The organism is Coleofasciculus sp. A1-SPW-01 (assembly GCF_040217205.1).
GTDB classification, from domain to species: Bacteria; Cyanobacteriota; Cyanobacteriia; order Cyanobacteriales; family Coleofasciculaceae; genus Coleofasciculus; species Coleofasciculus chthonoplastes_A.
Map to the genome: position 1 here is coordinate 20,282 of NZ_JAVJNP010000061.1, position 25,947 is coordinate 46,228.

Below are 25,947 nucleotides of genomic sequence, written 5' to 3' on the forward strand. Positions count from 1 at the left end.
GTCGCCCGTTATACCCGTAGGGTTAACGGGTGGGGAATGCCGACCAGTATAAAACTGAGCGACAGCGAATCCTTATAATTCTGGAGTTGCTTGCTGTTCGACATATTTCTTGATCTGTTCAATCGTCACCCCTCCGCAACTGGCAACAAAATATGAGCCAGTCCACAAAACTGGTTTTCGGTAGACTTGGCTGAAATGATCACCGAATTCTTTGCGAATTAAGCGGCTAGAGACTGTTTTGAGGTTGGCAATAAACTTACTCAGTTCTACTTGAGGATGATAGCGAACCAGCAAATGTACATGGTCGTCCTCTCCGTTGAATTCTAGTAGCGTTGTCTCCCACTTTGAGCAGGTTTTATCAAAGATGGTAGCTAGTCGCTCATGTATAGCTTTATTGATAACTTTCTTGCGGTACTTGGTCACAAGTACAATATGAGCGGTAAGCAAGTACACAGACCTGAAACCTTTATCGTAAACAATTGCCATATTTAGCAGTAAGCTGTAGAATGATACTCATGATTCTAACTTACTGCTACCGAATTAAGCCCAGTGCCGCTCAAGTTGCTACCATGCTCTATACATTAGAGTTACTTCGTCGTCACTGGAATTACTGTCTGGGGCAGAGGTTGGATTGGCTACGACGGACTCGCTGTCAGATTGACCGTTGTAGTATTGTTTCCGAGCCAATAGGTGAGATACCCGCGACTGTTAATTACTACACCCAGCAGTCTGACCTAAAGCAAACTAAGGTACTGTTTCCTGATTACAAAAATATTTGGGCAGAATCACAGCAAGTTAATTTGCAACGGTTAAATAAGGCTTGGGAGCGTTGGTTATTCCCTGACAAATCGGGTAAACGTGGCGGCAGACCAAAGTTTAAAAAGGTTGGTGAATTGCGCTCGTTTGTCTATCCGCGAGTCAACTGTCCTAAAGCCGGAGCGCATCTTAATCATGGTATGTTGAAGCTGTCAAAGATAGGGAAGATGCCAGTTATCATGCATCGTCCTATTCCAGGTGGCTTTACCCTAAAAACTTGCACAATTGTCCACAAAGCTGACGGTTGGTACTGTTCCATTTCCATTCAGGATGAGACGGTACCCGAACCTATGTTATTAGAGGAAGTGAAAACGGCTGTTGGCATTGATGTGGGACTTAAAGAGTTCCTCACCACATCAGAGGGTGAAGCCGTTCCTATTCAGCAAGCCTACCGTAAAACGCAGCCTCACTTAGCTCGTCAACAGCGCAAGTTGGCAAGAAAGGAGAAGGGGTCAAACCGTGCTAACAAACAGAAAAACAAGATAGCCAGAATTCATCAACGTATTGGTAGAATTAGAGAAAACTTTCACTACAACACCGCTCATAATCTTGTCAAAAAGTATGACTTGATTGCGGTGGAAGACTTAAATATCAAAGGACTTACTCGTACAAGATTGAGCAAATCAATTTTGGATGCAGCCTGGGGAAGGTTCATTACCATCTTGGACGCAGTGGCAGTTAAATGCGGTGTCCGAGTGATAAAAGTAAGTCCTCATGGAACATCTCAAAATTGCTCAAATTGTGGAGTTAAAGTCCCGAAAACTCTATCTATTCGTCTACATGAATGCCATAAGTGCGGATGCAGCATGGATAGAGATGAGAATGCAGCTCGGAATATATTAGACCGAGCCTTAAACGAGGTGGGACTCATCTTGTCTGCACACAGAGGCTTAGGGAAAGCCCAGCCAGTGAAGTGTGAAGCTCTATCAGGTAGAAAAAGCGTACAGCTATCTCTATTTTGATCGAGAAGCTCCCGTTATAGCGCAAGCTTAACGGGAGAGAACGTCACTCTACGTATTATCCTTTTCCTTTACCTTCCTGTTGGGCGACTTGCTGCTTCACCTGACTCACACTATCCGGATTGTTTTCTTAAGCGCCAGATTGCGTTCGTCAAATAGATGGGACAGATCCCCAGAATCACGATCCACCCCCAACACTAACTGGGTGAGGTCATTACTACCAATGGAGAAGCCATCAAAGCGTTCAGAGAACTCTTCCGCTAACTCCACATTAGAGGGAATTTCGCACATCACATAGACTTCTAATCCATTTTTCCCCCGCTTGAGTCCATTTTCTGCCAAGACGTGGAGAACCTTATCCGCCTCATCCAAGGTGCGACAGAAGGGAATCATGATAATCACATTATTAAAGCCAATTTCTTCCCGTACCCGTTTCAGGGCACGACATTCCAAGGCAAACCCTTCCCGGTAGCGATCGCTATAATACCGAGATGCGCCCAGGATTTCTTTCCCCGATCGCACCATCTTCTGCACCCCCACCGAAAGCGCCACCTTCAGATGGTCAAAGCCTTGCGCCTGTCGATAACTAATCGCGCGATCGGTAAATAATGAGGCATAACATTTACGACAGGCTTCTAGTAATTCTTCATAGCCAGTAACATTGAGAAACGTTTCCTGTTGACCGGCAAAACTTGCTTCCGGTAAATCCTCAGCCGTCGCGCTACTTCTCGCCGCGATATCTACATCTTGAGTATCATAGCGTTGACTAAGTTGGTCGTAAGCTTCGCGAATTTCCCTGGCAATATCTTCGGGAAATTCGGCGGAATGAAATAGCTTACGGATTGATTTCCCAACTTTGTTACCGTCAACCGAAAATAAAACTATAAAATAGGACTAATCTTCCCTTTTTCTCCCCTCTCCCAAGCTTGGGAGAGGGGCTGGGGGTGAGGGCTGACTTGTGTAATGGCAGTGCTACAAAGCGAAACCCAACCCAACCGTGAAAGACTGAGATTAACTAGCCGTTTGTTTTGATTCCTTGATCATGCGAACCGCTTCTTTAACCATCTGGGAAGCATATCCCCATTCATTGTCATACCAACTCATGACTTTAACTAGATCACCATCAACGACTTGCGTCATGGTTAAATCAACAATTGAAGCATGAGGATCTTGAACGATATCCGATGAAACAATCTGGTCTTCGGAAACCACTAAAACGCCTTGATAACGTTCGCTTCCGGCTTCTTCTTTGAAGATATTGTTAATTTCGTCAACGCTAGTTGACTTGTCAGTGACGAAAATAATATCAGAAATGGAACCAACAGGAATTGGTGCCCGTACTGCTACCCCATCAAACTTGTTTTGATATTGGGGAAGAACTTGGGTTGTCGCCACAGCCGCCCCGGTTGTGGTGGGAACTAAATTAGCCGCAGCTGTTCTACCGCGTCGAAATTTCTTGCTTGGTCTATCCACAATCGCTTGGGTAGATGTATAAGCATGAATAGTTGTCATCATGGCTTTTTACGCTCCATGCTCCCGACAAGCGCTAGCAAGTTGTCACCCTTAACTTTAGATATGTAAAAAGCTGGTTATCGTCTGTCTGTGGGAAGAAATGACCAAGCTATACCGCTCAGACTTTTACCAGATGACACTCTCCGGAAAATTCCACACGTAGCAGAAGGCTTCAGGGCAGAAGGCTTTAAGGAAAAAGTACCCTAGGGCTAAAGGGGATTCCTGTCATCGGATTTGGTATCATTCCCTATTTTGTGAGATGAAGGAAGTGATAATCTAGATAGTGGCTACAATCTCACTTTCTTACCCCAGCGATCTCTCACGCTTGGGTTTTCCTGATTGACATCCTCCCCAGCGTAAACGCAGGGAGATTCCTACCAGAGGGGTTTGGTGATCAAATCCCTGCTCTCGGCAGGCTTCGGCAGCGATACTGCTCTTGGTGGCGTTGATGTTCCCGTCGCCCTTCAGCATTGGCGATCGCACTCCGCATCGCTAAACTTTTGTAACGGTATCTTTCCGATTTACCGATAAATCAGGACAGTTACAGCAGATTTGGTGGTTGATGAGGTACAGTCTCTAAGCAAGATCCCGGACTTCTTCAAGAAGTCCGGGATCTGTCTGTGTACCTCACTGACTTGAAAAGCGCTGTATAAGCTAAAACACATTTAAATTGTGTAAGCTGTTGTGCATTTAAACTTCATATTATTCAGTTTATTTACAATTATTGACACAAATGTAAAGTTTTAATTACATCTATTGAGCATTATGAAAGGATAGTAACCAAATGTATATAAAAAAGATCTGGCAACAATCTCAATCTGAGATTTTTCCGAGAAACCTGTGACATTAATCACAGCTAAATGCTTAAGAAATCACAATTTTTTTACGGGATTATCACACTAAATAGTGCTAATAATCACTATATTTTATGGATTAAATTACAATAATTTCCTGAAAAATGGGAGATAATTTAGATGTAATTTGGTTGATTAGTCAAATTGAGTTGAGAGCAAACGGGGAACTAACAATGAGAGTATTTAGCAATTATACAGTCAGCGAAGGAGATATAGAACTTCTGTTAAAAGACACAGATAACAATGAGGACGTATCTTTCGAGGAATGGGATGCAGATGTCTTATCCCAAGACGGGGATGCGGATGCTTTTATCGACGAATGGGATGCAGATTATCCAGTAAGTGATAACAATAGGGAGATCTGGTTTAATGACTGGAAGGAGTTTGAAACAAACTTAGACGACATACTAATTCACTGCCGCGAATGGGAGCTATAAGCTATCCCTAATATTCAACAGCCTTCCATTTATTTTTGTCTCTGACTTAATGAATCAACTTGCCTAAGTTATTACGGGCATACTCCTGAATTCAATACCTAAGAAGTGACAGCTTTTTGCCGTTAATTTTTCTCATTTCCATTAATCTCAATACCCTAATCTCGAAAAGAAACCTACCTTCATTTTACTTACAGGTTAGGAGAGGGCGGGTTGGGCAAAAATCTTAGTTTTATGTGACACCTTTGATTAAGCGCTTCTTACCCGCCCCAAAAAGCTCCTAAATACTTGTCTTAGATGGAGGAGAGCCAGGTAGAGATAAGGACTCGCGTCTGAAAGCCGGGGAGTTACCTCACCATTTTTTAAATAAACGGATATTGCTAGGGAAATCTCCACTCAGACATGGCTAGAGTTGAGTCCCAACCTTATAGGTTTCTCCTTGTACGCTTACCAAATCTCCTTCAACTAATTTACGCCCACGTCGAGTTTCGATGATGCCATTAACGGTCACATCACCGTCTTGAATCATCAGTTTAGCTTCGCCACCTGTGGACGCTACACCTACCCACTTGAGGAACTGATCTAACTTAATGCTTTGGATGGGGTTGGTCATGCCAAAATAGATAAATCACTGATCTGGAGGGTTAGGTGGTTGGAGATTTATCGGTTTCCGCCTCAGATTCTGATTCAACCTGATCGGACTTGACAAAGTTTAGCGCGGCAGAATTTAGACAGTAACGCTGACCCGTTGGTTCTGGTCCATCATCAAATACATGACCTAAGTGAGCATCACAAGCTGCACAGAGCACCTCAGTGCGACGCATCCACAACGTATTATCGGCTTCATATTTGATGCTTTCTTCATCAATCGGTGTCCAAAAACTGGGCCAACCCGTGCCAGAATCATATTTGGTTTTGGATGTGAACAAGTCATTGCCACAACAGACACATTTGTAGATTCCCGGCTGCTTGTTGTCGTGATACTCCCCGGTGAAGGCGCGTTCGGTTCCCTTCTGTCGGGCTACTTTGTATTGTTCCGGGGTAAGCTGTTGTCTCCACTCCGCGTCACTCTTTTGTACTTTCTGAATCATGGTTTCAGCTTCCTTAACTATGCAAACATCAGGTTAGGCTATCTCTACACCCAACATGATAAGGTGATTCGTTGGCTTAGAGAAAAATTAGCGAGATTTGAGTTCATAACCCACAACTCAAATCTCTACTTTTACTTTCCTACCGTCACCATCGTCCTTAACCGCAAATGCGGCTAAAAGCGTTGATCAAACAGGGAGGCGGTTAGGAAGGCAAATTATTGCTCGCATAAGCATCCATCTTGTAAGCTGGTGTGCGATCGCTGTAATTTGTTTGAGTCCCTGTGATCGACTCGGCTAGCTGCTCAAAGGACTCAGAACGCCAGTTGCGATCGTGGATTGGCTTTCTCTGTTCGCCTCGGAAGTAAGCCTGAGTCCCTAATACAGCAACGGCGACCCAACCGACGACAAACAATGAAACTAAGATAACCATCGCTTTACCTCGTGGGACTCCGGCTTGGTGCGATCGAAAAGCGTGCGCGTAGCGCGTAAGCAACCCGGAGGGGGATAGAGGTCAAACCACGCTACTCGATGTAGTAAGGTTTGACAATCCAACTGTTGACACCAATCCGGTATTTCGCTGCAACAATTGAACTTTGGAGGTGGTGAACCTTCCTATCCGTTTCCAATTAGCGTCACTAACCGAAACTTGGGTTTTGGTGTCACCGGAAACGTAACCGTAGTAAGCGATATCTGCTTTAACCGCTTTGACATAATCGCCCTTCCTGAACCCGTGGCGGGTAACTGTGCCACCGTAACCGCGCCGCTTCCCTCCCTTGCCGGGAATCATTAGGTGTAGTTGGCGGCGACACACTGGAGGGCGACTAATCACCGCAAACTGGCACGGTGTAACTTCGATAGACCCTAAGAAGGTGCCACTTATGCCCTGGATCTGGCGATACCGCATAAACTGAGACGCGGCTGTGCAGATACCATCAACGGCATGGGCGGCAGGTGAGGACTCAGCCTTATTCTTGGATTTGGGTAAACCGAGGTACTGTCTCAGGTTGGATGTGTGCCATCCCTCCTGCGTGTGGACGGTATAGCCGTTAGCTTCTAACTGCTCAATCTGCCAGTATTGACCAACCATAGCGGGGCTAAACCCTTTGTCGCCTTTGGCTTTAATCGTCTCAACCACCACATCTGTGAATGGGTAGACCTTTGATAACTCTTGTACTACCCTCAACGCCAACTGTTTATTAGCCCGGATGCTGGGGGGTATCTTATGACCTTTGCGGTTATCGAATCGGTGCTGGCGGTGATTGCGTTGATCAAAGGAAACCTTACGGTTAATCCGTCGCCCTCGTCTCCCGCGCCGCATCATTACCCGTTGGGTCATCCGCTTGGTCACGTTTTTAAAGGGCAAATTTAGGTGGGCTAAAAACAGAGTAGCTTTGGCTGATTGAATCGCAATCCCCGTGAATAGCTTTCCCGGATCAATTCCAGCCACAATATCTTGGGTTTCCTCCCCCGATGGCGGGTTAACTAACTGGACTTGAAAGATGCCTAAGTCGTTATGGGTGACTTTAGCTTTACCAGCTTTTAGCCACCGCCGAACGCGGCTAGCTTTAGCTGGCATTAATGGTTTACCGTCTGGCGATAAAACTGGTACACGAATCATGGATATAAGCCTCTCGTGTAAGTTGTACGTCCCCTCGACCACCGTTAACAAAATGTCCTCTCTTAAAGCGCCTAAACAAGTAGGCTTGCAGTTGATCCGAACTGGGGAAGTATTCGGAAGTGCGTATCAGTTAACGGCGAGCGTGGTCTATTCAACGCTTGCGTTGCCAGTCCTGTCTCTGGCAATCCCTAATCTCAAGCGATAGCTAGATTAGGGTTGTTGAATGGGCTAATCATAATCGTTCTCCTTTGTTGAGCTATTTTGTAAATTTATGTTATCCACAACATAACGAATTATTACAAAAAGTATCTGTGACTTGACTCTGATCCAGGAGTGATGATAATCACTATCCCCAACCCATTTTTTGATCGCGGTGAATGAATTAACAACAGAAGTCTTAGTTGTCGGCGGTGGTACAGGTGGCACAAGTGCAGCCATCCAAGCGGCACGTCGAGGCGTCAAAACCATTCTAGTCAGCGAGTTTTCCTGGCTAGGAGGAATGCTAACGACAGCCGGTGTCTGTGCGCCCGATGGCAATGAATTAGGCGCGTGGCAAACCGGGTTATGGGGCGCGTTTTTGCGAGAACTCCAACAGCGACAGCCCGGAGGACTGGATAATGGGTGGGTGAGTTTGTTTACCTACCACCCTAGAATTGGCGCTCAAATCTTTACAGATTGGGTGCAAGCATTACCCAACCTCAAGTGGATTGCAGGACAAACGCCGTTAGCGGTATTAAAAGCAGGGGATTGTGTCACCGGGGTGCAATTTTCTGATGTTGTAATTCACGCCAAAGTCATCCTAGACGCCACGGAATTGGGAGATGTACTGGAATTAGCTGAGATTCCCTATCACTGGGGTTGGGAGTTGCGATCGCGCTTTGGTGAACCGAGTGCGCCTATTTCTGGCAATGACTTGACTCAACGCTATCCCGTTCAAGCACCAACCTGGGTGGTTATCCTCAAAGATTTTGACACCGATACCGCACCAGAAATTCCGCCCCCGCCTGAATACAAGCCAGAACAGTTTTTTGGGGCGTGGGAGGGTTATGGGGTGGAATCCTTTCTCAATTACGGACGCTTACCAGGGGGACTGTTTATGCTGAACTGGCCCCAATGTGGCAATGATTATGGTGAGGGGGTGGGGCGCTTAGTGGAATCGGATGCATCCCGACAGCAGTTTCTCCAAGAAGCCCGTTGGCATAGTCAAGGCTTTGCCTGTTTTATTCAATCTCAACTAGGACGGCGTTATGGTTTAGCCCATGATATGTTTCCAGAGGCGTCTGTTGGGGGTGGGGCTTACGCCCTACATCCTTATTATCGAGAAAGTCGGCGTCTGGTAGGGATGGTGACGTTGCGGGAACAAGAGATTTTACCGATAACGGGAGGTCAAGTTGCGCCTTTGCCTGTCAATGAGTCAGGCAATTTCACCGGAATTGCTGTGGGCAATTATGCCAATGACCATCATTATCCCGGTTTTACCTTTCCCTTAGCCCCAAAATCCATCCGTTGGGGAGGGCGTTGGACAGGAACACCGTTTACGATTCCTTATGGTTGCCTTGTACCTATGTCAATGGATGGTTTGTTGGTATGTGATAAAAATATTTCGGTCTCTCACATTGCCAATGGTTCGACGCGGTTGCAGCCTGTCGTGATGAATCTGGGTCAAGCCGCAGGAATGGCGGCGGCGTTGTGTGTGGAACTTGGCTGTCAACCGAGGGAGTTAGTTGTCCGGCGTATTCAAGAGGCATTGTTGGGCGATACTATTGCCCCGGCTGCTGTGATGCCCTTATTTGACAAATCTCTTGATGATCCCGATTGGCGGTATTGGCAACGTTATTACTTGGATCATCCAGAAGAGTATCCCAGTTCGGGCATGGTTGAGGAGCTGGGGGAGCTGGGGGAGCAGGGGGAGATGGTAGAGAATTTCCCCAATCACCAATCCCCAATCGCTAATCACCAATCACTAATCACCAATCGCCAATCATGTACCTTAATCTATTTCACTGGCATATTCCAACGTCGTGCTGACCAGGATTACATGATTACCCTGAGCGAACCTGAAAATCTTATGGGTCAAATTTGGATATTGATTACGATACAACCGGATGTTAATCAGCAACTCCAGCATTATCCTCATCAGCAACAGCTACAAGGGTGGGGATGTTGTAATCCAGGGGGAAACTGGTTGCTGGTGAACCGTTTGCACTGATCAGGAACTACTCTGCTCCTGTTGCGCTAAAAAGGGCGGGTTTAGTGAGGTTAGGGGTTGTCTCCAAAATGTTATTGGTAAAACCCGCCCCTACAACCTTTCTCTTGCTCCCAGACGTGCCATGGCATCTGTGTACCTCTGCACCCCAATTTCCCTCACCCAAATTGGGAACAAACGAAAGATAAACAGGCTAGTTTACCATTAATCTTCACACAATCCACATTAACTCTGACGGGAATTTTTCCTGAACCATGAGTAAAGAGTCCGTAACAGGGACTAGAAACCCTGACACGGACATCTGCTATGCGCTTTTACACTTCTGTTACGTTAGTGAGCCTGCTTACGCTCTCATTGGCTGTCAATGCTCATGATATTCGCGATCGCTCGGTCTCACGTTTTCAGTCTACTCCTGCCCACTCGCTATTGTCTTTAGTGAAAACTGGAGACGCCGGTCCTCAAGCTCCTGAGACCAATCGCGGTGGACAACGGCGTTTCTTCACCTCCCAAGACACCCTCGCGCCCCAGATTTGTCACCGGGGTAGTGGACGGCGCGAATTTACTTGGGCATAGGTAGTTAGTGCCATTTGATATAATATATACTTTCCTGGAAGAATTATCCCCCCTAGTTGTGACCCATCCAGGGGGTCTTCCAGTTAATGGTATCTCCTGGGTTGTTTATCTTCCGTCGTCTATAATCTAAGGAGAATTTAGACTTTAATATTAGGGTGCTTTAAATTGTTAAGCGCATGTTTTGCTGTTTAAGTTGGACTCGCTGGTTTAGGTGAAGCCGTGGGTTCGTCATTACCTTTTATTCTGTTGTACCCATGCGATGTGACCGCTCCCTAAAATGACTAATCATCTCGATCTGATCAAGAGCCTTAGCCCCAGCGCCATGGATCAGATTATGATATATCTGGCTTTCAGCGCAATGAGAACCAGTGGACACCGACATGGGGCATTTCTAGATGCGGCGGCAACGGCTGCTAAATGTGCGATTTACACGACCTTTTTGGAACAGAGTGAAAATATCCGGATGACCGGACATTTACACCATATTGAGCCAAAGCGGGTCAAGGTTATTGTTGAGGAAGTTCGACAAGCGTTAACCGAAGGAAAATTGCTGAAGATGTTGGGGTCTCAAGAACCTCGGTATTTGATTCAGTTTCCTTACGTGTGGATGGATCAGTATCCCTGGCAACCTGGGCGATCGCGGATTTCTGGCACTAGCCTGCACAAGGAAGAAAAACGAATTCTCGAAGAAAAACTGCCGGATCATCTCCCAGATGCCCAGGTGGTGAGTTCCTTACAGTTCATGGAATTGATTGAGTTCCTGCACAGTCGTTCCCAGGAAGATTTACCCCCAGAACGGCGGGCATCTCTTTCAGAAGCCATGGCGGAGCATATCAAAAGGCGTTTGCTGTACTCCGGAACCGTGACGCGCATTGATTGTCCTTGGGGTTTACCTTATTATGCTCTGACCAGTGCGTCGTATTCGCCCGTAGATGGCAAAGAACGTACCTACACGATGGTGGAGGATACAGCGCAGTACTTCCGGTTGATGAAAGAGTGGGCAGAACGTCAGGACGGTGTGATGCGGGTGTTGGAGGAATTGGATATTCCACCGGAAAATGTTGATCAAGCCATGGCAGAACTGGATGAGATTATTCGCGCTTGGGCGGATAAATATCATCGCGATGATGGTAAAGCGATGGTTTTACAAATGGTGTTTGGTCGGCAAATAGAATAGTTATTTGTCATTGGTTATTCGTCGTTGGTTATTTGTCCTTGGTTATTTCTCCGAGGACTTTTTTTGCCTTTTCAGTCAACTCAGGCGAACTCGAAACACTAGCCGAGTGCGATACTGTGCCAGATGACGATAAATAAGATAGCCGCGATCGCACCAATTAAGGTATTGATAAAATTCACGACTTCGTTGGTCATCCATTCGACCTGAGATTGCCAGGTGGCACCAATCACACTTTCTAGGTTAGTGGCAACAAAGGCAGCTAATACACAAAAATAAACACCTGTCAAGTCGATAAAACCAACGCCCCAACCCAGAACCGCGATCGCAGCCGAGGCGACAGCCCCCGCCAGAGTTCCTTCTAAGCTAACTGCACCTTCGGTTCCGGGGGATACAGGTTGTAAGGTGGTGATTAAAAACGTGCGCTTACCGTAAGTTTTACCCACCTCACTGGCGGTCGTATCAGAAAGCTTAGTGGCAAAACTAGCGACGAACCCCAGTAGGAGAAAACTGCGATAGGGTTCATCCAGGAAAAGAACGCCCACCGCGCAAAGCGTACCTGTTAGGGCGGAACCCCATACATTTTCGGGTCCTCTAGCGCCGGAACGCTTTTCCGCGATCCCCGCTGCTTCTTTTTGTGCCATACCGATACGGGTAACGGCTGAACCGACGAGGAAATAAACCATAACAATCAGATACCCTTGCCAGCCCAACGTCCCCCAAATCACAATTCCCAACGCCCAAGCGTGGAGAACTCCAGCGCGGGTGAGGAGTTGTTTGGGGCTCACCCAGGCGATCGCTAATAATACTGTATTTAAGAGGACGGCAATAAGCCAAGGGTTAAGAGAATTGAAGGTTGCAAGCATTTACTAAGTGTTGAGTTTTGAGTGTGTAGGGGCGGGTTTAGGGACTTGGCGCAAGCTATTAATGATAACGTTTGTTCAAAACCCGCCCTGACCGAGTTTTGATTGTGTAGGGGCGGGTTTAGGGACTTAGCGCAAGCTATTGATGATAACGTTTGTTCAAAACCCGCCCTGACCGAGTTTTGAGTGTGTAGGGGCGGGTTTTACTATCGTTTCTCACCTTACAACAGAGGTGACTAAACCTGCCCTGACCCTACCATGGCGTATCTTAAGGGTTAAGAGGACGTTGCCGGGTGTATCGTAGGCGACAGTTTCGGGTATGCGATCGATGGATAACTGTTTAGGGTGATTATTAGGATTAGGCAAAACTTCAAGTAGTAGCGATGAATCCCATTCTCTTCCATTTGGCATTTCCCGTTAGCGATATTGAGCAAACCAAAGACTATTATGGCAGAGGACTCGGCTGTGACATTGGGCGAGAAACCCGTCACGCGGTTATTTTAAACCTCTACGGACATCAACTGGTAGCCCATCTCACTGATGAACCCTTAACGCCACAACGGGGAATTTATCCGCGTCACTTTGGTTTGATTTTTACTGCTGAAGCTGACTGGCAAGCCTTATGCGATCGCGCCCAACAGCAGCAGCTTCAATTCTATCAGCAACCGAAGCGACGCTTTCCGGGTGATGTGACCGAACATCGCACCTTTTTCTTACAAGACCCCTTTTATAATTTAATGGAGTTTAAATTTTATGCTCATCCAGAGGCAATTTTCGGCAGTCACGAGTTAGCGGCGATTGGCGATCGGTAACGTTTTGAGGTGACACCTATCATTAAAATAGGGCTAAAGCCCTGACTACGAACTGTTTTGAGGTAACACCTATCATTAAAATAGGGCTAAAGCCCTGACTACGAACTACAAACCTAATTTGCCTGAATTTGATAAAAGGGTTCGGATAAAGCCGTAGCTACTGCTTGCATACTGTGAGGATTAATCACCATACAAGCATGGGCTAAAACGGGAACTTTAACATCTTGACCTACGGGCATTCGTGAACTATTACCCGGAATAATAATAAAATCCCATGGTGTCCAAATTGATGTGAAATTGAGGCGTTCTAACATCTGGACATCTCGGTTTAAATCCTCTAGTAAAGGATTTCCTGGGCGCATTTGCAGGCAGGCGCGACGGTTCAATAGGTAGGCTAACCAGGTGCCGTGATGGGGGGCGGAAATGGTAATGTAACGCTGCACTCGGTCAATTCCACCTAATCGCTGCACATAATAGCGGGTGACGAGTCCTCCCATACTTAAACCGACTAAATCAATGGGTTGCTTGAGAGGGAATGTTTGGTTGATAAAATTAGCTAATTGGGCTGCCATTTGGTCTAAACCCAATGTGGCGTTATTTGGTTTGAGGTCAAGGGAATAAACGGAAAAACCTTGTTTTTTGAGGTAGGGAGAGAGTTTGCGGAAAACTGATGAGGTGCGAAAAATACCGTGAACGAGAATAACTGGGTTTGTCATTGGTCATTGGTCATTAGTCATTAGTCATTAGTCATTTGATGTAGGGTGGGCAATGCCCACCTACGATAAGTAAGCTGTCATGCATTTAAATTGGATATTACACCAAATTCGGATTAGCTACCCCCGTTATAACCCAGTCCGCGCAGGCGGACTTTGTTTGTGTAGCTGCGATTTCAATCGCCTTGACTGAGATGTTGGGTTGACGTAGGAAACCCAACTGCTTCTGGGATAGCGATACACTAAACGATAGTGGAAAAAGCAGGAGGGAAAACGTGGACGTTAAAGCAGCCGTCGCCTACGAAGCTGGGAAACCGTTAACCATTGAAACCGTTCAGCTAGAAGGACCAAAAGCTGGGGAAGTACTGGTTGAAATTAAAGCAACAGGGATTTGTCATACCGACGCCTATACCCTCTCTGGCAAAGACCCAGAAGGACTCTTTCCCGCTATCTTAGGACATGAAGGTGCTGGTGTAGTCGTCGAGGTTGGAGACGGGGTAAAAAGCCTTAAACCGGGCGATCATGTGATTCCGCTCTACACACCCGAATGTCGGAACTGTGAGTATTGCTTAAGTTTCAAAACCAATCTCTGTCAGGCGATTCGGGCAACTCAGGGACGAGGTGTCATGCCCGATGGCACAAGTCGGTTCTCAAGTAATGGCAAAATGCTGCATCACTACATGGGAACCTCTACCTTTGCCAACTATACCGTGTTACCAGAAATTGCCGTGGCGAAAATTCGCGAAGATGCGCCCTTTGAGAAGGTTTGTTATATTGGCTGCGGCGTAACTACGGGAATTGGTGCGGTGATTAATACCGCCAAAGTTGAACCCGGTTCCAGAGTTGTGGTATTTGGACTCGGTGGGATTGGCTTAAATGTGATCCAAGGGGCGCGAATGGTAGGCGCGAGTCAAATTGTTGGCGTTGATATTAATCCAGATAAACGGGAATTGGCAGAAAAATTTGGCATGACAGATTTTGTTAATCCCCGTGAAGTCGAGGGAGATTTAGTTCCTTATTTGGTGGAGTTAACTAAAGGTGGAGCCGATTATAGTTTTGAGTGCATTGGTAATGTTAATGTGATGCGCCAAGCCTTGGAATGTTGTCATAAAGGATGGGGCGTGAGTGTGATTATTGGAGTAGCTGCCGCAGGACAAGAAATTAGTACTCGTCCCTTTCAATTGGTAACTGGACGGGTTTGGAAAGGAACAGCTTTTGGGGGCGCAAAGGGACGCACTGATGTTCCGAAAATTGTGGATTGGTATATGGAAGGTAAGATTAATATTGATGATTTAATTACCCATGTCATGCCCTTGGAAAAAATAAATGAGGGGTTTGATTTAATGCACCAAGGGGAATCCATCCGCAGCGTGGTTACATTTTAAGGCAGAGCGTAAAAACCTTGTAGGGGCTGCTGAATAAGTGGTGAGGTGAGGGGGAGATGGGGAAGCTGGGGGAGCTGGGGAAGCAAGGGTACATTGTCCCTGAGCAAAATGATGCCATACTTATGAACGATGCTACATTCGTCTGCATCAACTCACCACTTCCGTCGCCAGTTAAAAAAGCTTTCCAGTAGATTTTGTAACATCTTATTACTCTCTAACCGTTGACGTTGCCACTCCTGCGCCGTTTTATAAAGAATCTCTGACATTGTAGGCGAAGCTTGCGACATTTTAGCCAGTGAACCCACTTTAATTTTATGGCGAATTAGTAGCGCGATCGCACCAATTAATTCATCAGCATTTGCTCCCACGATTAATCCACCTAAAATTGTCCCATTCCGACGCAGCACCAGTTTGCAAAATCCCGTCGTTTCCCCTAGAATATGCGCCTTATCCAAGGTTTTGAAATACTGTCGCACCACCCAAACCTCTTTCCCATACCGATGTCTGGCTTGCGCTTCCGTTAACCCCACCCGTGCTAAGATTGGATCAGTAAAAATTGCCCAAGGAATCCCCTGATAATCCACAGTCCATCGCGGAAAAAATAAAGCATTTTTGATTGCAATACTGGCTTCATATTCGGCAATATGCTCAAATTGATAACCGCCAATCACATCACCACAAGCATAGATGCGAGGATTAGTAGTTTGCAGTTTTGGATTTAGTTTCAACCCCTTTCGGGAAAACTTGACCCCAACTCCTGCTAAATTTAACGATTCAATATTAGGAGTTTGACCCGTCGCCAACAAAATTTCATCGGTTTCAATTGCCCGATTTCCCACTTGCACCCATTTTTTTCCCTCAATCCACCTTACCTGAGTCACCGAACTTTGAGTCAAAACACGAATTCCTTCGGCTTCTAATTGCGCTTGCACCAGACGCGACGCCTCTGCGTCTTCTTGGGGAAAAATAAGAGCCTCACTCACCGCCAGTGTCACCTGGCAATCCAGCCGCGCTAATGTTTGAGCGAGTTCGATAGCATTGGGAGTGCTACCCACAACGAGCCAATTTTTCTGTAACTGAAATGGAATGGTTTCTTCTACGTTCTCCGGTTTTCCTAGAGGCGTCGGTTTCGTTACCTTATCGGTTTCTTGAGGAACGGTATCAGTAAAATCTGTCCTGATAACTTTGCTTCTATACTTGTCTACCTGTTTCCAGATATCTCTTGGGGTAAAGTAACGGGTTGTCTCTAACCCATCGATATCAGGAATTTCTGGACAAGAACCCGTTGCAATTAAATATGCCCTTGCCCGTAAGCGTCGATTATTGACAACAAAGCCCAAGTGAGGTAAAAGGCAAAATTCTCCGCCCCCAGAAATGACATGTACACCAAAGGATGCCAAAATTGCTGGAGAAGTGGCTTCAGAACAAGTAGAAACCAACATATCCGCCCATTCCATTGCTTCAGTAATGTGTACAGTAGCAAAATGGGGGAATGACTCCAAGACGAACCCTGGCATGTCTCTACCTTCTTCCCCGGCTTCCTCTGATTTTTTTATCAACTGTTTTTGTAATCCAGGATTATCAGCAATCGAGGGATTTATAGCAGAATTAACCCCAAAGTGAGGCGCTTTCCGTACTTGCTGAAGAACTCGCCCTACCTGCATCAATGCCTTATTGTACAGCACATCTTGACCCAACCCGTTGCTCTGGAGGTTCTCAGGTTCAATCAAGGCAACACGAGCCTTTAATTGAGTCGCAGCCAAGGCAGCATAAGCGCCAGCCCTGCTATTACCAATTACAATAAGGTCATAATCATTTGTCATTTGTCATTTGTCATATTATTTCCGCTTGTCTCTCCAATTCTATAAACTTTTCACGCCAATACTCCCAATTCCTCTGCGTTCCTCTGCGTTAACCTCTGCGTTCCTCTGCGTTAAAAAAAATAATTCTGATTCAGAATTTCTAACTTATAACATCTTTCAAAGCATCTAATAAACATTGATTATCTGCTTGAGTCCGAATAGCGACTCGAAAATAGCGATCGCCTAATTCCGGAAAACTCAAGCAATCCCGAATTAAAATACAATGGTGCTTGAGTAGGTGTTCCTGTAGTTGGGAACAGGAGTGTTCTGAGTGTACCAGCAAAAAGTTAGCCGCGCTGGGATAGGGATGTAACCCTGGTAACGATGATAATCCTTGAAACAGATGCGATCGCGCGGCGGGAAGCCAGTCCCAAGTCTGGCGTTGAAATGCCTGATCTTGCACCACAGCGATCGCAGCAGCGACAGCCAAGACGTTTACAGACCAGGGGTCACGCCATTTTTGCCAGCGTTGTAGCCGTTCAGGATGAGCGATCGCATAACCTAAACGGAGTCCAGGCAGACTGTAGAATTTAGTTAGCGATCGCAAAATGACCAGATTTGGATAATCCTGCACCCACCGAATCAAGCTTTGCTGCTGATCCGGTGGCAAAAAGTCCATAAAGGCTTCATCCACAACCACCAAAGCAAATTGTTCCAAGTAAGGCAACAGGCTGGCTTGGTCGAATAATTGACCCGTGGGATTATGCGGGTTATTCAGCAGCAAACCCTGACGTTTGCCAGGAACAAGCGGTAATGTAGGGGCGGGTTTAGGAATTTGCTTGTGGCTATTGATGATAACCTTTGGGCAAAACCCGCCCTGACTGAGTGTTGAGACAAGTCCCTCATCTTCCCCATCTTCCCCGAATAAAAGACACGCCCTGATTCTGCCATTAAACGCCCTCAGCGCTCGTTGGTAGTCGCTAAAGGCTGGAGTCAAAATAATCGTTTCCTCCAGTTCTGAGAGTTCCCTGGCTGCCCAGGTTAACAACTCAGCCGAGCCATTCCCCGGTAGAATCCAGTCAGGGTTAAGCGTGGGATGGAGTTGACTCAGAGCTACTCGTAACGGGTAGTAATCCGGTGCCGGGTAAGCCACCAAGTCATCTAGATGAGACTCAATCGCCGCGATCGCACATTTTGGCGGTCCCAAAGGATTGATACTCGCCGAAAAATCCAGAATCAGGGAAGGGGAACAACCTACCCGCGCCGCTGCCCAGGCTAGATTTCCTCCGTGAATAGGTCGTTTCAAGGATCACGTCTCCTCAAAATCAGCCGATTGCAGAGACGCGCCATGGCGCGTCTCTACATTCTCTCTTATCTTCACCAATCAGGCTTGACTCACACCCTTACTTGGGAGGGGCAACTTGTTCCTTGAACAGCTTGCCCGCAGAAAACGCCGGAACCTTCGTCGCCGGAATTTCCATCTTATCGCCAGTTTTGGGGTTGCGTCCCTCACGGGCTTTGCGTTCCCGCGATTCAAAGGAACCGAAGCCAACTAAGGTGACTTTATCACCCTCAGAGACAGCTTCCATAATTGATTCCAATGCCGCAGTTAACACCGCATCCGCTTGTTTTTTGGTCACAGCAGCTTTTTCCGCCACTTTATCTACTAATTCGCCCTTGTTCATCATAAATCTCCTTATTTCTGCGTGAATCAAAGGTCAACGCTTACTCTAACCCATTAGTCTAGAGTTCAGTATTTGACCCCCAAAACCAGGGGTTTCAGGGAAAAATGCCTGAAACACCCACCGGCTCGAAGTTTCACTGCATTATTCTAATGGCTGATTGCCAGATATGGAACGTTGAAACCTTTAAATTATGTAGATTTCGGGATTTTTGAGTATAAATACCGACTATATTTTTTAACATTCTGCCAAACTTGCCCAACAAACGCGCATTAGCTCCCCGATTTCTGTCGTTTAGCACCGACCTGCATCCGTGTCAACTTAAGACTTTGTATGACTAGCGCCCAAAGTTTAGATCCCCCTAAATCCCCCTTCAAAAGGGGGACTTTGATTAATTTCTGGTTCCCCCCTTTTTAAGGGGGGCTAGGGGGGATCTCTTATTAAGTAAGGGTTTCAGCCTTAAGTTGACACGGATAGGCACTGCCGTACCCCTACGGCTGAACCGATGGTCTAAAAACCACCCTGCGTGGGAAACCCTCGGCGCTGTAACACTTCCTGAGCCTCTCGCCCTGGTGTGTAGTTGTAGCCAAACGCGCCACGTTCTGAGTCATCAATAATCTGAGGGGTTAGCAGCACAATCACCTCTTGTCGCGAATTGTTCCGGCTTGTGCTTCTAAACAGAGCGCCCAACAGCGGAATATCACCTAAAATGGGTACTTTGCTTACAGTTGTCCGGTCACTTTCTTGGATAATGCCAGCTAAAATAAGCGTTTGACCATCTCGCAAACGAATCGCTCCAGATTGCAACGTTCGTTCTTGGGTCAGAGTGATTTCACCAACAGGAGTGTCTCGCGACCCAGAAATCGAAGAAACTGTCGGATCAATCCCCAATGTGACAAAGCCATTGTCGTCAATCCGATCCACCCTGACATCCAGGATTAAACCAGCATCCCGAATAATCGGTTGTTCTACCGCAACAGAATCCTCACCAACCGCCCGTGTTACTAACTCGGTTCCGGCAAATACCTCCTGAGTCAGTTGTACTCTGGCACTCTGCCCTTCTTGGACGACGAGTGTTGGGTCAGTTAATATCTTGGCATTTCCACTGGTAATCTGAGCTTCTAACGACGCTAGGAATCTGGTCGGAAATTGGAATAGAGAGGGTAAACCAAACGTAACTTCACCGGGTTCACCTGGCTCTACGCTAACATTTCCTTCCTCATCTATAGTGACGGTCGTGTCCGTGGGAAGTGTAATATTTGTGATTCCTGCTGAGAGTGGATCATCAAGATTGACTATCGGTCCGAAAACGGTTGTGGGCTCTCCTTGTGTTCTGCGAACACGATCTGCCAAAGGTACACCAGGACGTTGATCGACAGTGACAGTATCTGGACCGGGAAGAGTAAATTGATTATCAGGATCGAGAAAAACATCTGCTCCAGCAAAGGGATTCGTTATTACGGGCGGAGAGACAGTACTCGTCCCCACTTGGGCTGCACTCGGTGGTCTGAATTCACCATAATTAAAGACGGCTGCTCCTTGGTCAACCGCGAAAAAGCCCTCATCAATGCCAAAAGAGAAGCTGGAATTGAAGGCGTCGGTTCCCAAGAGGTTGACATCAACAATCTTGACATTGATTGCCACCTGACGGCGACGCAAATCTAATTGAGTCAATAAAGCGGAGGCGAGTTCAATTTGGCGCGGTTCGCCAACTAAGGTTACAGCATTCAGTCGCTCATCTGTGATTACCGATAACCCTTTCAGGAGTAATGGTCCTTCTCCTTCGGTAGCGGATAAGGGTTGAATATTAGTTTGTCGGGTTTCGACGGTTCTGGCAGCACCTCCCTCACCGATCGTCTGAATTTGAACATTTTCTACGATTCGTTGAGTTTCGGCTCCTTGGGCACTCAGGAAAGCTGATGCTGAAGCCGCACTAACTTGATTGAGCCGTAAGGTGCGGCTAATTAAATTACGAGCGGCTTGGGGTAGTCGAGCACCAACAAATATAGTACGTCCCCGGCGATTTGCCTGAAGTCCAGAGAGTTGGAGAACGTAGTTAAACACATCTTGGACGGGTTCGTTTTCCAAATCCAGGGAAATTGTTTCCTGAGCCGCTTCTCCCTCACCACCTGCTCCAGTAAAGGCCAGGTTCAATCCAGCCGATCGCGCCAAGAGTGCCAAAACTTCTCGGACAGGGGCTTCTCGTAAGGAGAGGCGGGGGACTACTGCTGCTGTTCCCAAGTCAATCTCGCTGGCGGCAGCATTCAGATTAGACACCGCAATATCTCCCACAGGTGGCGCAACGGCTCTCGGTAAGAATGGCGGTGCTGGAGCAACGGGTTGGACTGTTCCGGCGGGTGCAGCCGGAACCCCATCAATGGTAATTTGAGGATCGGGAACTAAAACATCGGGTGAAGGTGCTGGAACTACGGGAGTGGGTTGAGCTTGAGTAGGTTCAGGAGAATCCTGTGTCGGGCTTTGAGCCACAACTGGGGGTGAATTAGAACGCTGAGATTGGGATCGGCGAGTGGCGGGAGATGAGAAGTCTGAAGTGGAGCGAGTTGTCCCTGGATTGGCTAGAGTGGGAACGCTTGAGACTGATTCCCTCGGTGGCGGAGCAACCGGAATGGAAATGTTCTGTTGATTTTTTGGTACTGAATTAAGATTGAAATTCGCTGGAGTGGTAATCTCAGATTGAGCGGCAATATTACTCGAAGCGGCGTTAATTGTTTCTGTTCCCTGCATCCCTGCACTTCTGCTTCCTAGCTGGGGAATACTGACATTTTCTCTACTCCTAGCGCTATTCGGTTTAGTGGATGAGGAGGGTAGTTTTGGTGGAGTAATTGACGCTGACTCCCCAGAGGGCGAGGAAATCGGAATCGAAACGGCGGCTTGATTGCTGGGAGCAGGACTAATTCCTAGAGTAATTGCCTGAGACGCTTGCTGAAGAATTTGACCTTCCGGTGGATTTTCTGCCCCACTCACAGTTACCCGAATGCTGTTGGGTTCGATTTGACTCACCGTAACAGAGGTAATACCGGGCATGGGGTTGTCTTGACGAAAGCTATTGCCTTCCCGTAAATTCAACCGAACATTGACAATATCCGCCACCCAATCCTTACCCCGGTTCACCGGGAAAACTTGGGGGCGCTGATCTCCAGCTTGGGTTTCCAGAATCAGCTCTAAACCACTCCCTCTGGGATTGAGCCGGACTGCGGTAACTTGAGCCGTCGCCGCCCAGACGGGTTCGCTTATCGATAGGGAGACGGCAGTCGCGATCGCGATTCCACTGAACAGTTGCTCCTGTCTCACAATTCACTCCTCACTTATGACCTCTAAACCACCTTAATCCTAATGATGTTGGGGATAAATTAATTAATCTGGGTTCAGAATTTCTTCACCCAGTTCCCAGACGCGCCATGGCGCGTCTCTACTCCCCAACTCCCTACTGAGCTTCTCCTTCAGCGGCGGCTGCCGCTGCCTGCTCTTGCTTTTGTTCCTCACTCAAGGGCATCAACACATCCAGTCTATAGCTTGTTGTCAGAGTCGGTGGAGCACCGGCAATGATTTCTTCATCTTTCTCTACAATGGGTGTCACCGTACCTTTGTCATCGACCAACAGCCCTTGCGGTGTGCTGATATCTGTCCTCAACTCTTTCACCACAACTAGGGTTTGTAGTCGCTCAATACTCCGTAAAATTGACTGGATTTGGTTAAAGCTGCCATCCGTCTCTAACTTAAAGCTTTGGCGTTTCAGTTTGCCGTTAACGGCTGCTCCCAGGGAACCATCGGTAACGATATTGCTTTCTTCATTGACTTGAACAGGTTCATAACTCGTCAATGTTCCGTCTGCGTCTTTGATAAACCGATTCACATCTAGTAGCAAGGTATTTACCGATTGTTCATCAGCAAATAAACCTGTCACTGTTTGGTTTTGCTGCTTTACCTGAGCTAATTCCTGTTGTTTCTGTTGAATCTGCTGCTGAATTACTGCGCGATCTTGGAGTTGACCCTCTTTTTCTTGACGCTGCGTTTTCAACCCCTGATATTCTTGCCATACGGGCTGCACCACGTTCATCGCCAGATAAGCGGCTCCCAAAACGCCTAAGACAGCGAAGATAATTCCGGACACTTTTGGCGTGAAGGTAATCCCAAACGCCACCGGATAACTGGGTTCTTCCTCCTGCTCTTCAACGGGGATAAAATCTGGATCAGCATAAGTCATAGTTACATCACTCCGTAGTTGTCTCGGTTGGGCTGGGGCTGGGGCTTGGAGCTGCGCTAGGTGTCTCCGTTGCCTGATTTTGATCGATTTGCTGTAAGGCTTTGATCCGAGCCACTAATCCCACTGCTCCTTTGCGGTCAATTTCGCGCAATAGTTCAGAAGCGGGGACATTTGTCAAGCTCGTTTCAACGGTATAGCCTACCACTTTGGGCAACTCGTAGGTTATCTCAGCCACCGTCTCGCCGCCTTCCTTTTCCGGTACTTCTAACTTAGCGGGGTTCTCCTCCAGTTGAGCGCTAACGATATGAGTTTCTTCCTCTTGAAAGAAGGGAGATTGCTGTAGCGTCAGCAGAAAGTTGTTTACATCATCAAATGAACGCGCTAAACCAGAAATCTCCACGTTAATTGTGGGTAAGGGGGCACTACCCTCAGTCCCTTCAGCCGCTTTGGTTTCGGTTTCCGTTTGTTCAATCGCTTGAATTTGGACTCCGGTGGGGACGCGATCGCGAATATCCTGTAGAATAGCTGACCAAGGCTTAATTTGATTAAAGACCGTTGCCAAGGCTTCGGTTTCTTGTCTCACCGCTTGGATTTGAGTATTCAGGTTATTAATTTTATTTTTTTCCGCTTGCAAGCTTTGCAGTTCGGCGTCGATTTCAGCAATTTCCTGGTTTAACTTGGCATTTTGCTGAGGTAACCACAAAAAACCGACTCCGGCGACTAACGCCAGCGGCAGTAACCCGACAATCACGCCTATAATCAGCGGCGTCATTTCCCCCATTTGAATCTGTTTTTTGGCTTTGGGGGACTCAGACCCTTTATCGGGTTGGCGATAATCGGGTCTATCTTTAAGAAAATTAATATCGAGACTATACATTAGGGTTAAACCTCCCGCAATCCTAATCCTAGTACCGTTCCCAATCCGGGTCGTTGTACTGGGGGAACATCTTGCTCCATCTCTAAGGATAGTGCCGCAATCGGATCAACCTGAGTGGTAGGCAAGCTTAATCGTTGGGTGAAAAATTCATCCAGTTGTCCAATTCCGCCACCAGGTCCAGCGAGGAGGAGTTGAGCCACTTCTAGATTTTCACTCTGATTTAAATAAAAGTCGATGGAACGACGCAATTCATCGGCGAGTTCACCTAAAACTCTCAGCAGTGCTGCCATTCCCGGATTAATCCCCGTGGCGCCTGTGCGAATGCCATCCACCGGAGTGTTGGGTATAGTCATTCCTTGCAAGAGTTCCGTATTTCGGGATGTCGGTAAATTCATCGCTCGCGACAAGGCACTCTGGAGTTGGAATGTGCCAATGGGAACGGTGCGGGAAAACTGGGGGACACCATCGACAATAATCGCAATTTCGGTACTATCAAATTCTATATCCACCAATACCGCCGCTTCTTGGGGCGCAAATTGTCGCAGTTGCTCGCGGATGGTGCGAATCAGGGCAAAACTATTGATTTCCAGGACATCCACCTTTAACCCCACCAGTTGGAAGGTATCCAGATAGGTGTCTGTCACCTCGCGGCGTGTTGCCACCAACAAGACTTGTACTTTTTCAATCCCATCTTCGTCCATGAAGAAGCCCAGTTTTTGGTAATCTAAATCCACTTCTTCGCGCGGATAGGGTAAGTATAGACCGGCTTCATGGTTTAGAACCATATCTCGCAGTTCAGTGTCATCGAGTTCAGCGGGAATCGGAATAATCCGAATCACCGCTTCCCGCATGGGGACAGCCGTGGCGACTTGCTCGACTTTGAGTTTATGTTCATCGAGAATTTCAGTCACAAGTTCAGCTAAACTGGCGGCATCGATAATCTTCCCTCCGTCAAACAAACCTTCGGGGACTTCATGGGTGTGAAGGCTCACCAGCTTGTAGCCCTGACCTTGCTTACGCAGTTGGGCGATACTAATACGTTCTGGTGCTAATTCTATCCCGATACCCTTTTTACCCTTAGAAAATAGATCTTGGAAACGGTTCAACATAGCTCAGGTGGGGACTGGTTTGACAATCCCCGCACGTATAGGGCGGGGATTCTTGGGCTGACCTTGCCTCCGGTTATCCGCTTCAACAAGTGAATTGGTTTACCTTTGGTCTTATCGAGCATACTTGAGTCTTTCAACTCACTCCTCAAGCTTATATTTCCGTGTGTCCCACGGTATTTTGATGTATCGAGATTTATCGAATTCTCGCTTTAACGTCTCTCAGTTTGCAAGATTTAGGCTTTATTCTTTGCTGCCAGGGCTCCGGATACAAGAGATAATAATCCGCTTTACCAACTTCGCTTTTTATGTGCGCTTTACCGCTATTATTAGTATACATGAATTCATCGATATATTAGGACATTTTTAAAGCCGTCCGACAAGGACGGGAAATCTAAACCCAAATCTCCAGTCAAAATTATAAGTCTAAACTGGCTTGAGTGTGGATTGTTTCTCCTGATTTGGCAACGGATACCCCATCTTAGCGTTGGCAAGGGAGTCACGCCGAATCATGGTTGACAGGTAACTTGTTGATGGTGAATAACCCAGGAGCTTGTCCGGTTTTAGCTGTAGGACACGGGACAAAGCCTATCGCCAAACTGTAAGACGTAGTAATAAGTAGGTAGGGACAGTTAAAGGCGGGCGGTGGTGATCGTCATTCGTCATTCGTCCTTTGTAAGAGTTTGAGGCGAGTTTTACATAACTTAATATAGTTGAGCTTATTTCCACCAACCTACTTAGAGGACGAAAGCAATCTACTACTACGCTGGTTTCTGGGTAGGAAGCCCGCGCTTCGGCTGCCCTCAGCGTCGGGTAGTTCACTAAGGATGATTAGGCGAGATCCTTCATCATTCCAGTGAAGGTATCCCAAAACTTCGGCGTCGGGATCTTCATAGAAGAAATCAATGTTGTTTCCATAGAGCGCAGAATTCTATTTCCGTAGTCGAATTAAGCCTTTATATAGCTTTTTTAAATGAAATCTGCATTTATTTTGAGGCAGGGAGGTGTCATCCTGCTGTCAGGTATAGGTATCAACAATCAAACATCAAGTCAGCGCGATCGCAGGCAGGTTCGATGCTCCACGGCAAGCACTGGTGATTCCCTCTGGCTGTAATCCTGCTCAAGTTCAAGGATTTAACTGTATCAATTTTTACAATGTTAGAGTTTGTGATTTTTGTTTAGATTTAAGATTGTGAGCAATCGCTAACATCTTAGATAATTATTCAGTGATTTTACTGAGGTAAT

General features: G+C 46.9%; 22 protein-coding genes and 2 pseudogenes. 7 read left to right on the forward strand and 17 right to left on the reverse strand.

Annotated features, from left to right (window positions below):
* Window positions 1-72: 72 nt before the first annotated feature.
* Window positions 73-486, reverse strand: coding sequence for an IS200/IS605 family transposase (gene tnpA, locus RH949_RS09930; protein WP_083799001.1), 414 nt, complete (start codon window positions 484-486; stop codon window positions 73-75).
* 29 nt (window positions 487-515) lie between these two features.
* Between tnpA and RH949_RS09935 the strand changes: the two genes are divergently transcribed.
* Window positions 516-1,778, forward strand: coding sequence for an RNA-guided endonuclease InsQ/TnpB family protein (locus RH949_RS09935; protein ID WP_446352787.1), 1,263 nt, complete (start codon window positions 516-518; stop codon window positions 1,776-1,778).
* Between the two features lie 108 nt (window positions 1,779-1,886).
* Here RH949_RS09935 and RH949_RS09940 read toward each other — a convergent pair.
* From RH949_RS09940 to RH949_RS09950, 3 genes and pseudogenes are all read right to left on the reverse strand, one after another.
* Window positions 1,887-2,273: pseudogene (locus tag RH949_RS09940) on the reverse strand (putative PEP-binding protein); the annotation flags it as partial.
* A 24-nt stretch (window positions 2,274-2,297) separates the two neighbouring features.
* Window positions 2,298-2,660 (reverse strand): annotated as a pseudogene (locus tag RH949_RS09945) (PEP/pyruvate-binding domain-containing protein); the annotation flags it as partial.
* Between the two features lie 126 nt (window positions 2,661-2,786).
* Window positions 2,787-3,290: a Glyceraldehyde 3-phosphate dehydrogenase, C-terminal domain gene (locus RH949_RS09950; protein WP_006101110.1), complete on the reverse strand. Its 504-nt coding sequence runs from the start codon at window positions 3,288-3,290 to the stop codon at window positions 2,787-2,789.
* A 955-nt stretch (window positions 3,291-4,245) separates the two neighbouring features.
* On the opposite strand from RH949_RS09950, the gene RH949_RS09955 reads away from it, so the two are divergent.
* Complete coding sequence (locus RH949_RS09955; RefSeq protein WP_006101192.1) at window positions 4,246-4,578, forward strand: hypothetical protein; 333 nt, start codon at window positions 4,246-4,248, stop codon at window positions 4,576-4,578.
* Between the two features lie 403 nt (window positions 4,579-4,981).
* Here RH949_RS09955 and RH949_RS09960 read toward each other — a convergent pair whose 3' ends face one another.
* The 4 genes from RH949_RS09960 to RH949_RS09975 all read right to left on the reverse strand — a co-directional run bounded on the left by RH949_RS09960 (window position 4,982) and on the right by RH949_RS09975 (window position 7,284).
* Window positions 4,982-5,188, reverse strand: a complete 207-nt coding sequence (locus RH949_RS09960; RefSeq protein ID WP_006101133.1) for an RNA-binding S4 domain-containing protein — start codon at window positions 5,186-5,188, stop codon at window positions 4,982-4,984.
* 31 nt (window positions 5,189-5,219) lie between these two features.
* Window positions 5,220-5,666 carry a peptide-methionine (R)-S-oxide reductase MsrB gene (msrB, locus tag RH949_RS09965; RefSeq protein ID WP_006101300.1) on the reverse strand — a complete coding sequence of 149 codons (447 nt, stop codon included), beginning with the start codon at window positions 5,664-5,666 and terminating at the stop codon, window positions 5,220-5,222.
* A 202-nt stretch (window positions 5,667-5,868) separates the two neighbouring features.
* Window positions 5,869-6,096, reverse strand: coding sequence for a photosystem II protein, Psb35-related (locus tag RH949_RS09970; protein ID WP_446348214.1), 228 nt, complete (start codon window positions 6,094-6,096; stop codon window positions 5,869-5,871).
* A gap of 81 nt (window positions 6,097-6,177) precedes the next feature.
* On the reverse strand, window positions 6,178-7,284 hold the full coding sequence (locus tag RH949_RS09975; protein WP_006101055.1) for an RRXRR domain-containing protein: 1,107 nt from the start codon (window positions 7,282-7,284) through the stop codon (window positions 6,178-6,180).
* A gap of 364 nt (window positions 7,285-7,648) precedes the next feature.
* On the opposite strand from RH949_RS09975, the gene RH949_RS09980 reads away from it, so the two are divergent.
* The 3 genes from RH949_RS09980 to hetR all read left to right on the forward strand — a co-directional run bounded on the left by RH949_RS09980 (window position 7,649) and on the right by hetR (window position 11,240).
* Window positions 7,649-9,493, forward strand: a complete 1,845-nt coding sequence (locus tag RH949_RS09980; RefSeq protein ID WP_446352791.1) for an FAD-dependent oxidoreductase — start codon at window positions 7,649-7,651, stop codon at window positions 9,491-9,493.
* A gap of 303 nt (window positions 9,494-9,796) precedes the next feature.
* Window positions 9,797-10,063 carry a heterocyst-inhibiting protein PatX gene (patX, locus tag RH949_RS09985; RefSeq protein ID WP_044207159.1) on the forward strand — a complete coding sequence of 89 codons (267 nt, stop codon included), beginning with the start codon at window positions 9,797-9,799 and terminating at the stop codon, window positions 10,061-10,063.
* A gap of 277 nt (window positions 10,064-10,340) precedes the next feature.
* Window positions 10,341-11,240, forward strand: coding sequence for a heterocyst differentiation master regulator HetR (gene hetR, locus RH949_RS09990; RefSeq protein WP_044207163.1), 900 nt, complete (start codon window positions 10,341-10,343; stop codon window positions 11,238-11,240).
* Window positions 11,241-11,338: 98 nt separating this feature from the next.
* Here the strand turns inward: hetR and RH949_RS09995 are convergent, their stop codons facing one another.
* A complete protein-coding gene (locus RH949_RS09995; RefSeq protein ID WP_446352794.1) occupies window positions 11,339-12,103 on the reverse strand; it encodes a TIGR00297 family protein in 765 nt (254 codons plus the stop codon).
* Between the two features lie 380 nt (window positions 12,104-12,483).
* Between RH949_RS09995 and RH949_RS10000 the strand changes: the two genes are divergently transcribed.
* A complete protein-coding gene (locus RH949_RS10000; RefSeq protein ID WP_006101141.1) occupies window positions 12,484-12,912 on the forward strand; it encodes a VOC family protein in 429 nt (142 codons plus the stop codon).
* Between the two features lie 113 nt (window positions 12,913-13,025).
* Here the strand turns inward: RH949_RS10000 and RH949_RS10005 are convergent, their stop codons facing one another.
* Entirely contained in the window at window positions 13,026-13,628 is a 603-nt protein-coding gene (locus RH949_RS10005) for an esterase/lipase family protein (RefSeq protein ID WP_446352796.1), read from the reverse strand.
* A gap of 272 nt (window positions 13,629-13,900) precedes the next feature.
* Between RH949_RS10005 and RH949_RS10010 the strand changes: the two genes are divergently transcribed.
* Window positions 13,901-15,010 (forward strand): S-(hydroxymethyl)glutathione dehydrogenase/class III alcohol dehydrogenase, encoded by a 1,110-nt coding sequence (locus RH949_RS10010; RefSeq protein ID WP_446352798.1) that lies wholly within the window; start codon window positions 13,901-13,903, stop codon window positions 15,008-15,010.
* Between the two features lie 152 nt (window positions 15,011-15,162).
* On the opposite strand, the gene RH949_RS10015 is transcribed toward RH949_RS10010, so the two are convergent.
* The 7 genes from RH949_RS10015 to pilM form a co-directional block, all read right to left on the reverse strand.
* Entirely contained in the window at window positions 15,163-16,833 is a 1,671-nt protein-coding gene (locus RH949_RS10015; protein WP_446352800.1) for a dihydrolipoyl dehydrogenase family protein, read from the reverse strand.
* A gap of 139 nt (window positions 16,834-16,972) precedes the next feature.
* Window positions 16,973-18,118 carry a threonine-phosphate decarboxylase CobD gene (gene cobD / locus RH949_RS10020; RefSeq protein WP_446352802.1) on the reverse strand — a complete coding sequence of 382 codons (1,146 nt, stop codon included), beginning with the start codon at window positions 18,116-18,118 and terminating at the stop codon, window positions 16,973-16,975.
* 97 nt (window positions 18,119-18,215) lie between these two features.
* Window positions 18,216-18,497 (reverse strand): HU family DNA-binding protein, encoded by a 282-nt coding sequence (locus RH949_RS10025; RefSeq protein ID WP_044207165.1) that lies wholly within the window; start codon window positions 18,495-18,497, stop codon window positions 18,216-18,218.
* Between the two features lie 507 nt (window positions 18,498-19,004).
* Window positions 19,005-21,806 (reverse strand): AMIN domain-containing protein, encoded by a 2,802-nt coding sequence (locus RH949_RS10030; protein ID WP_446352804.1) that lies wholly within the window; start codon window positions 21,804-21,806, stop codon window positions 19,005-19,007.
* A gap of 133 nt (window positions 21,807-21,939) precedes the next feature.
* A complete protein-coding gene (locus tag RH949_RS10035; protein WP_446352806.1) occupies window positions 21,940-22,719 on the reverse strand; it encodes a hypothetical protein in 780 nt (259 codons plus the stop codon).
* Window positions 22,720-22,726: 7 nt separating this feature from the next.
* Window positions 22,727-23,596 (reverse strand): PilN domain-containing protein, encoded by an 870-nt coding sequence (locus tag RH949_RS10040; RefSeq protein ID WP_006101168.1) that lies wholly within the window; start codon window positions 23,594-23,596, stop codon window positions 22,727-22,729.
* A 5-nt stretch (window positions 23,597-23,601) separates the two neighbouring features.
* Window positions 23,602-24,705 carry a type IV pilus assembly protein PilM gene (gene pilM / locus RH949_RS10045; protein ID WP_006101109.1) on the reverse strand — a complete coding sequence of 368 codons (1,104 nt, stop codon included), beginning with the start codon at window positions 24,703-24,705 and terminating at the stop codon, window positions 23,602-23,604.
* Between the last annotated feature and the right edge of the window lie 1,242 nt (window positions 24,706-25,947).

Excerpts from the sequence above, each read along its gene's own strand:
- tnpA (WP_083799001.1), bottom strand. The coding sequence starts at position 486 with ATGGCAATTGTTTACGATAAAGGTTTCAGGTCTGTGTACTTGCTTACC.
- RH949_RS09935 (WP_446352787.1), top strand. The coding sequence starts at position 516 with ATGATTCTAACTTACTGCTACCGAATTAAGCCCAGTGCCGCTCAAGTT.
- RH949_RS09950 (WP_006101110.1), bottom strand. The coding sequence starts at position 3,290 with ATGATGACAACTATTCATGCTTATACATCTACCCAAGCGATTGTGGAT.
- RH949_RS09955 (WP_006101192.1), top strand. The coding sequence starts at position 4,246 with ATGGGAGATAATTTAGATGTAATTTGGTTGATTAGTCAAATTGAGTTG.
- RH949_RS09960 (WP_006101133.1), bottom strand. The coding sequence starts at position 5,188 with ATGACCAACCCCATCCAAAGCATTAAGTTAGATCAGTTCCTCAAGTGG.
- msrB (WP_006101300.1), bottom strand. The coding sequence starts at position 5,666 with ATGATTCAGAAAGTACAAAAGAGTGACGCGGAGTGGAGACAACAGCTT.
- RH949_RS09970 (WP_446348214.1), bottom strand. The coding sequence starts at position 6,096 with ATGGTTATCTTAGTTTCATTGTTTGTCGTCGGTTGGGTCGCCGTTGCT.
- RH949_RS09975 (WP_006101055.1), bottom strand. The coding sequence starts at position 7,284 with ATGATTCGTGTACCAGTTTTATCGCCAGACGGTAAACCATTAATGCCA.
- patX (WP_044207159.1), top strand. The coding sequence starts at position 9,797 with ATGCGCTTTTACACTTCTGTTACGTTAGTGAGCCTGCTTACGCTCTCA.
- hetR (WP_044207163.1), top strand. The coding sequence starts at position 10,341 with ATGACTAATCATCTCGATCTGATCAAGAGCCTTAGCCCCAGCGCCATG.
- RH949_RS09995 (WP_446352794.1), bottom strand. The coding sequence starts at position 12,103 with ATGCTTGCAACCTTCAATTCTCTTAACCCTTGGCTTATTGCCGTCCTC.
- RH949_RS10000 (WP_006101141.1), top strand. The coding sequence starts at position 12,484 with ATGAATCCCATTCTCTTCCATTTGGCATTTCCCGTTAGCGATATTGAG.
- RH949_RS10005 (WP_446352796.1), bottom strand. The coding sequence starts at position 13,628 with ATGACAAACCCAGTTATTCTCGTTCACGGTATTTTTCGCACCTCATCA.
- RH949_RS10015 (WP_446352800.1), bottom strand. The coding sequence starts at position 16,833 with ATGACAAATGATTATGACCTTATTGTAATTGGTAATAGCAGGGCTGGC.
- RH949_RS10025 (WP_044207165.1), bottom strand. The coding sequence starts at position 18,497 with ATGAACAAGGGCGAATTAGTAGATAAAGTGGCGGAAAAAGCTGCTGTG.
- RH949_RS10035 (WP_446352806.1), bottom strand. The coding sequence starts at position 22,719 with ATGACTTATGCTGATCCAGATTTTATCCCCGTTGAAGAGCAGGAGGAA.
- RH949_RS10040 (WP_006101168.1), bottom strand. The coding sequence starts at position 23,596 with ATGTATAGTCTCGATATTAATTTTCTTAAAGATAGACCCGATTATCGC.
- pilM (WP_006101109.1), bottom strand. The coding sequence starts at position 24,705 with ATGTTGAACCGTTTCCAAGATCTATTTTCTAAGGGTAAAAAGGGTATC.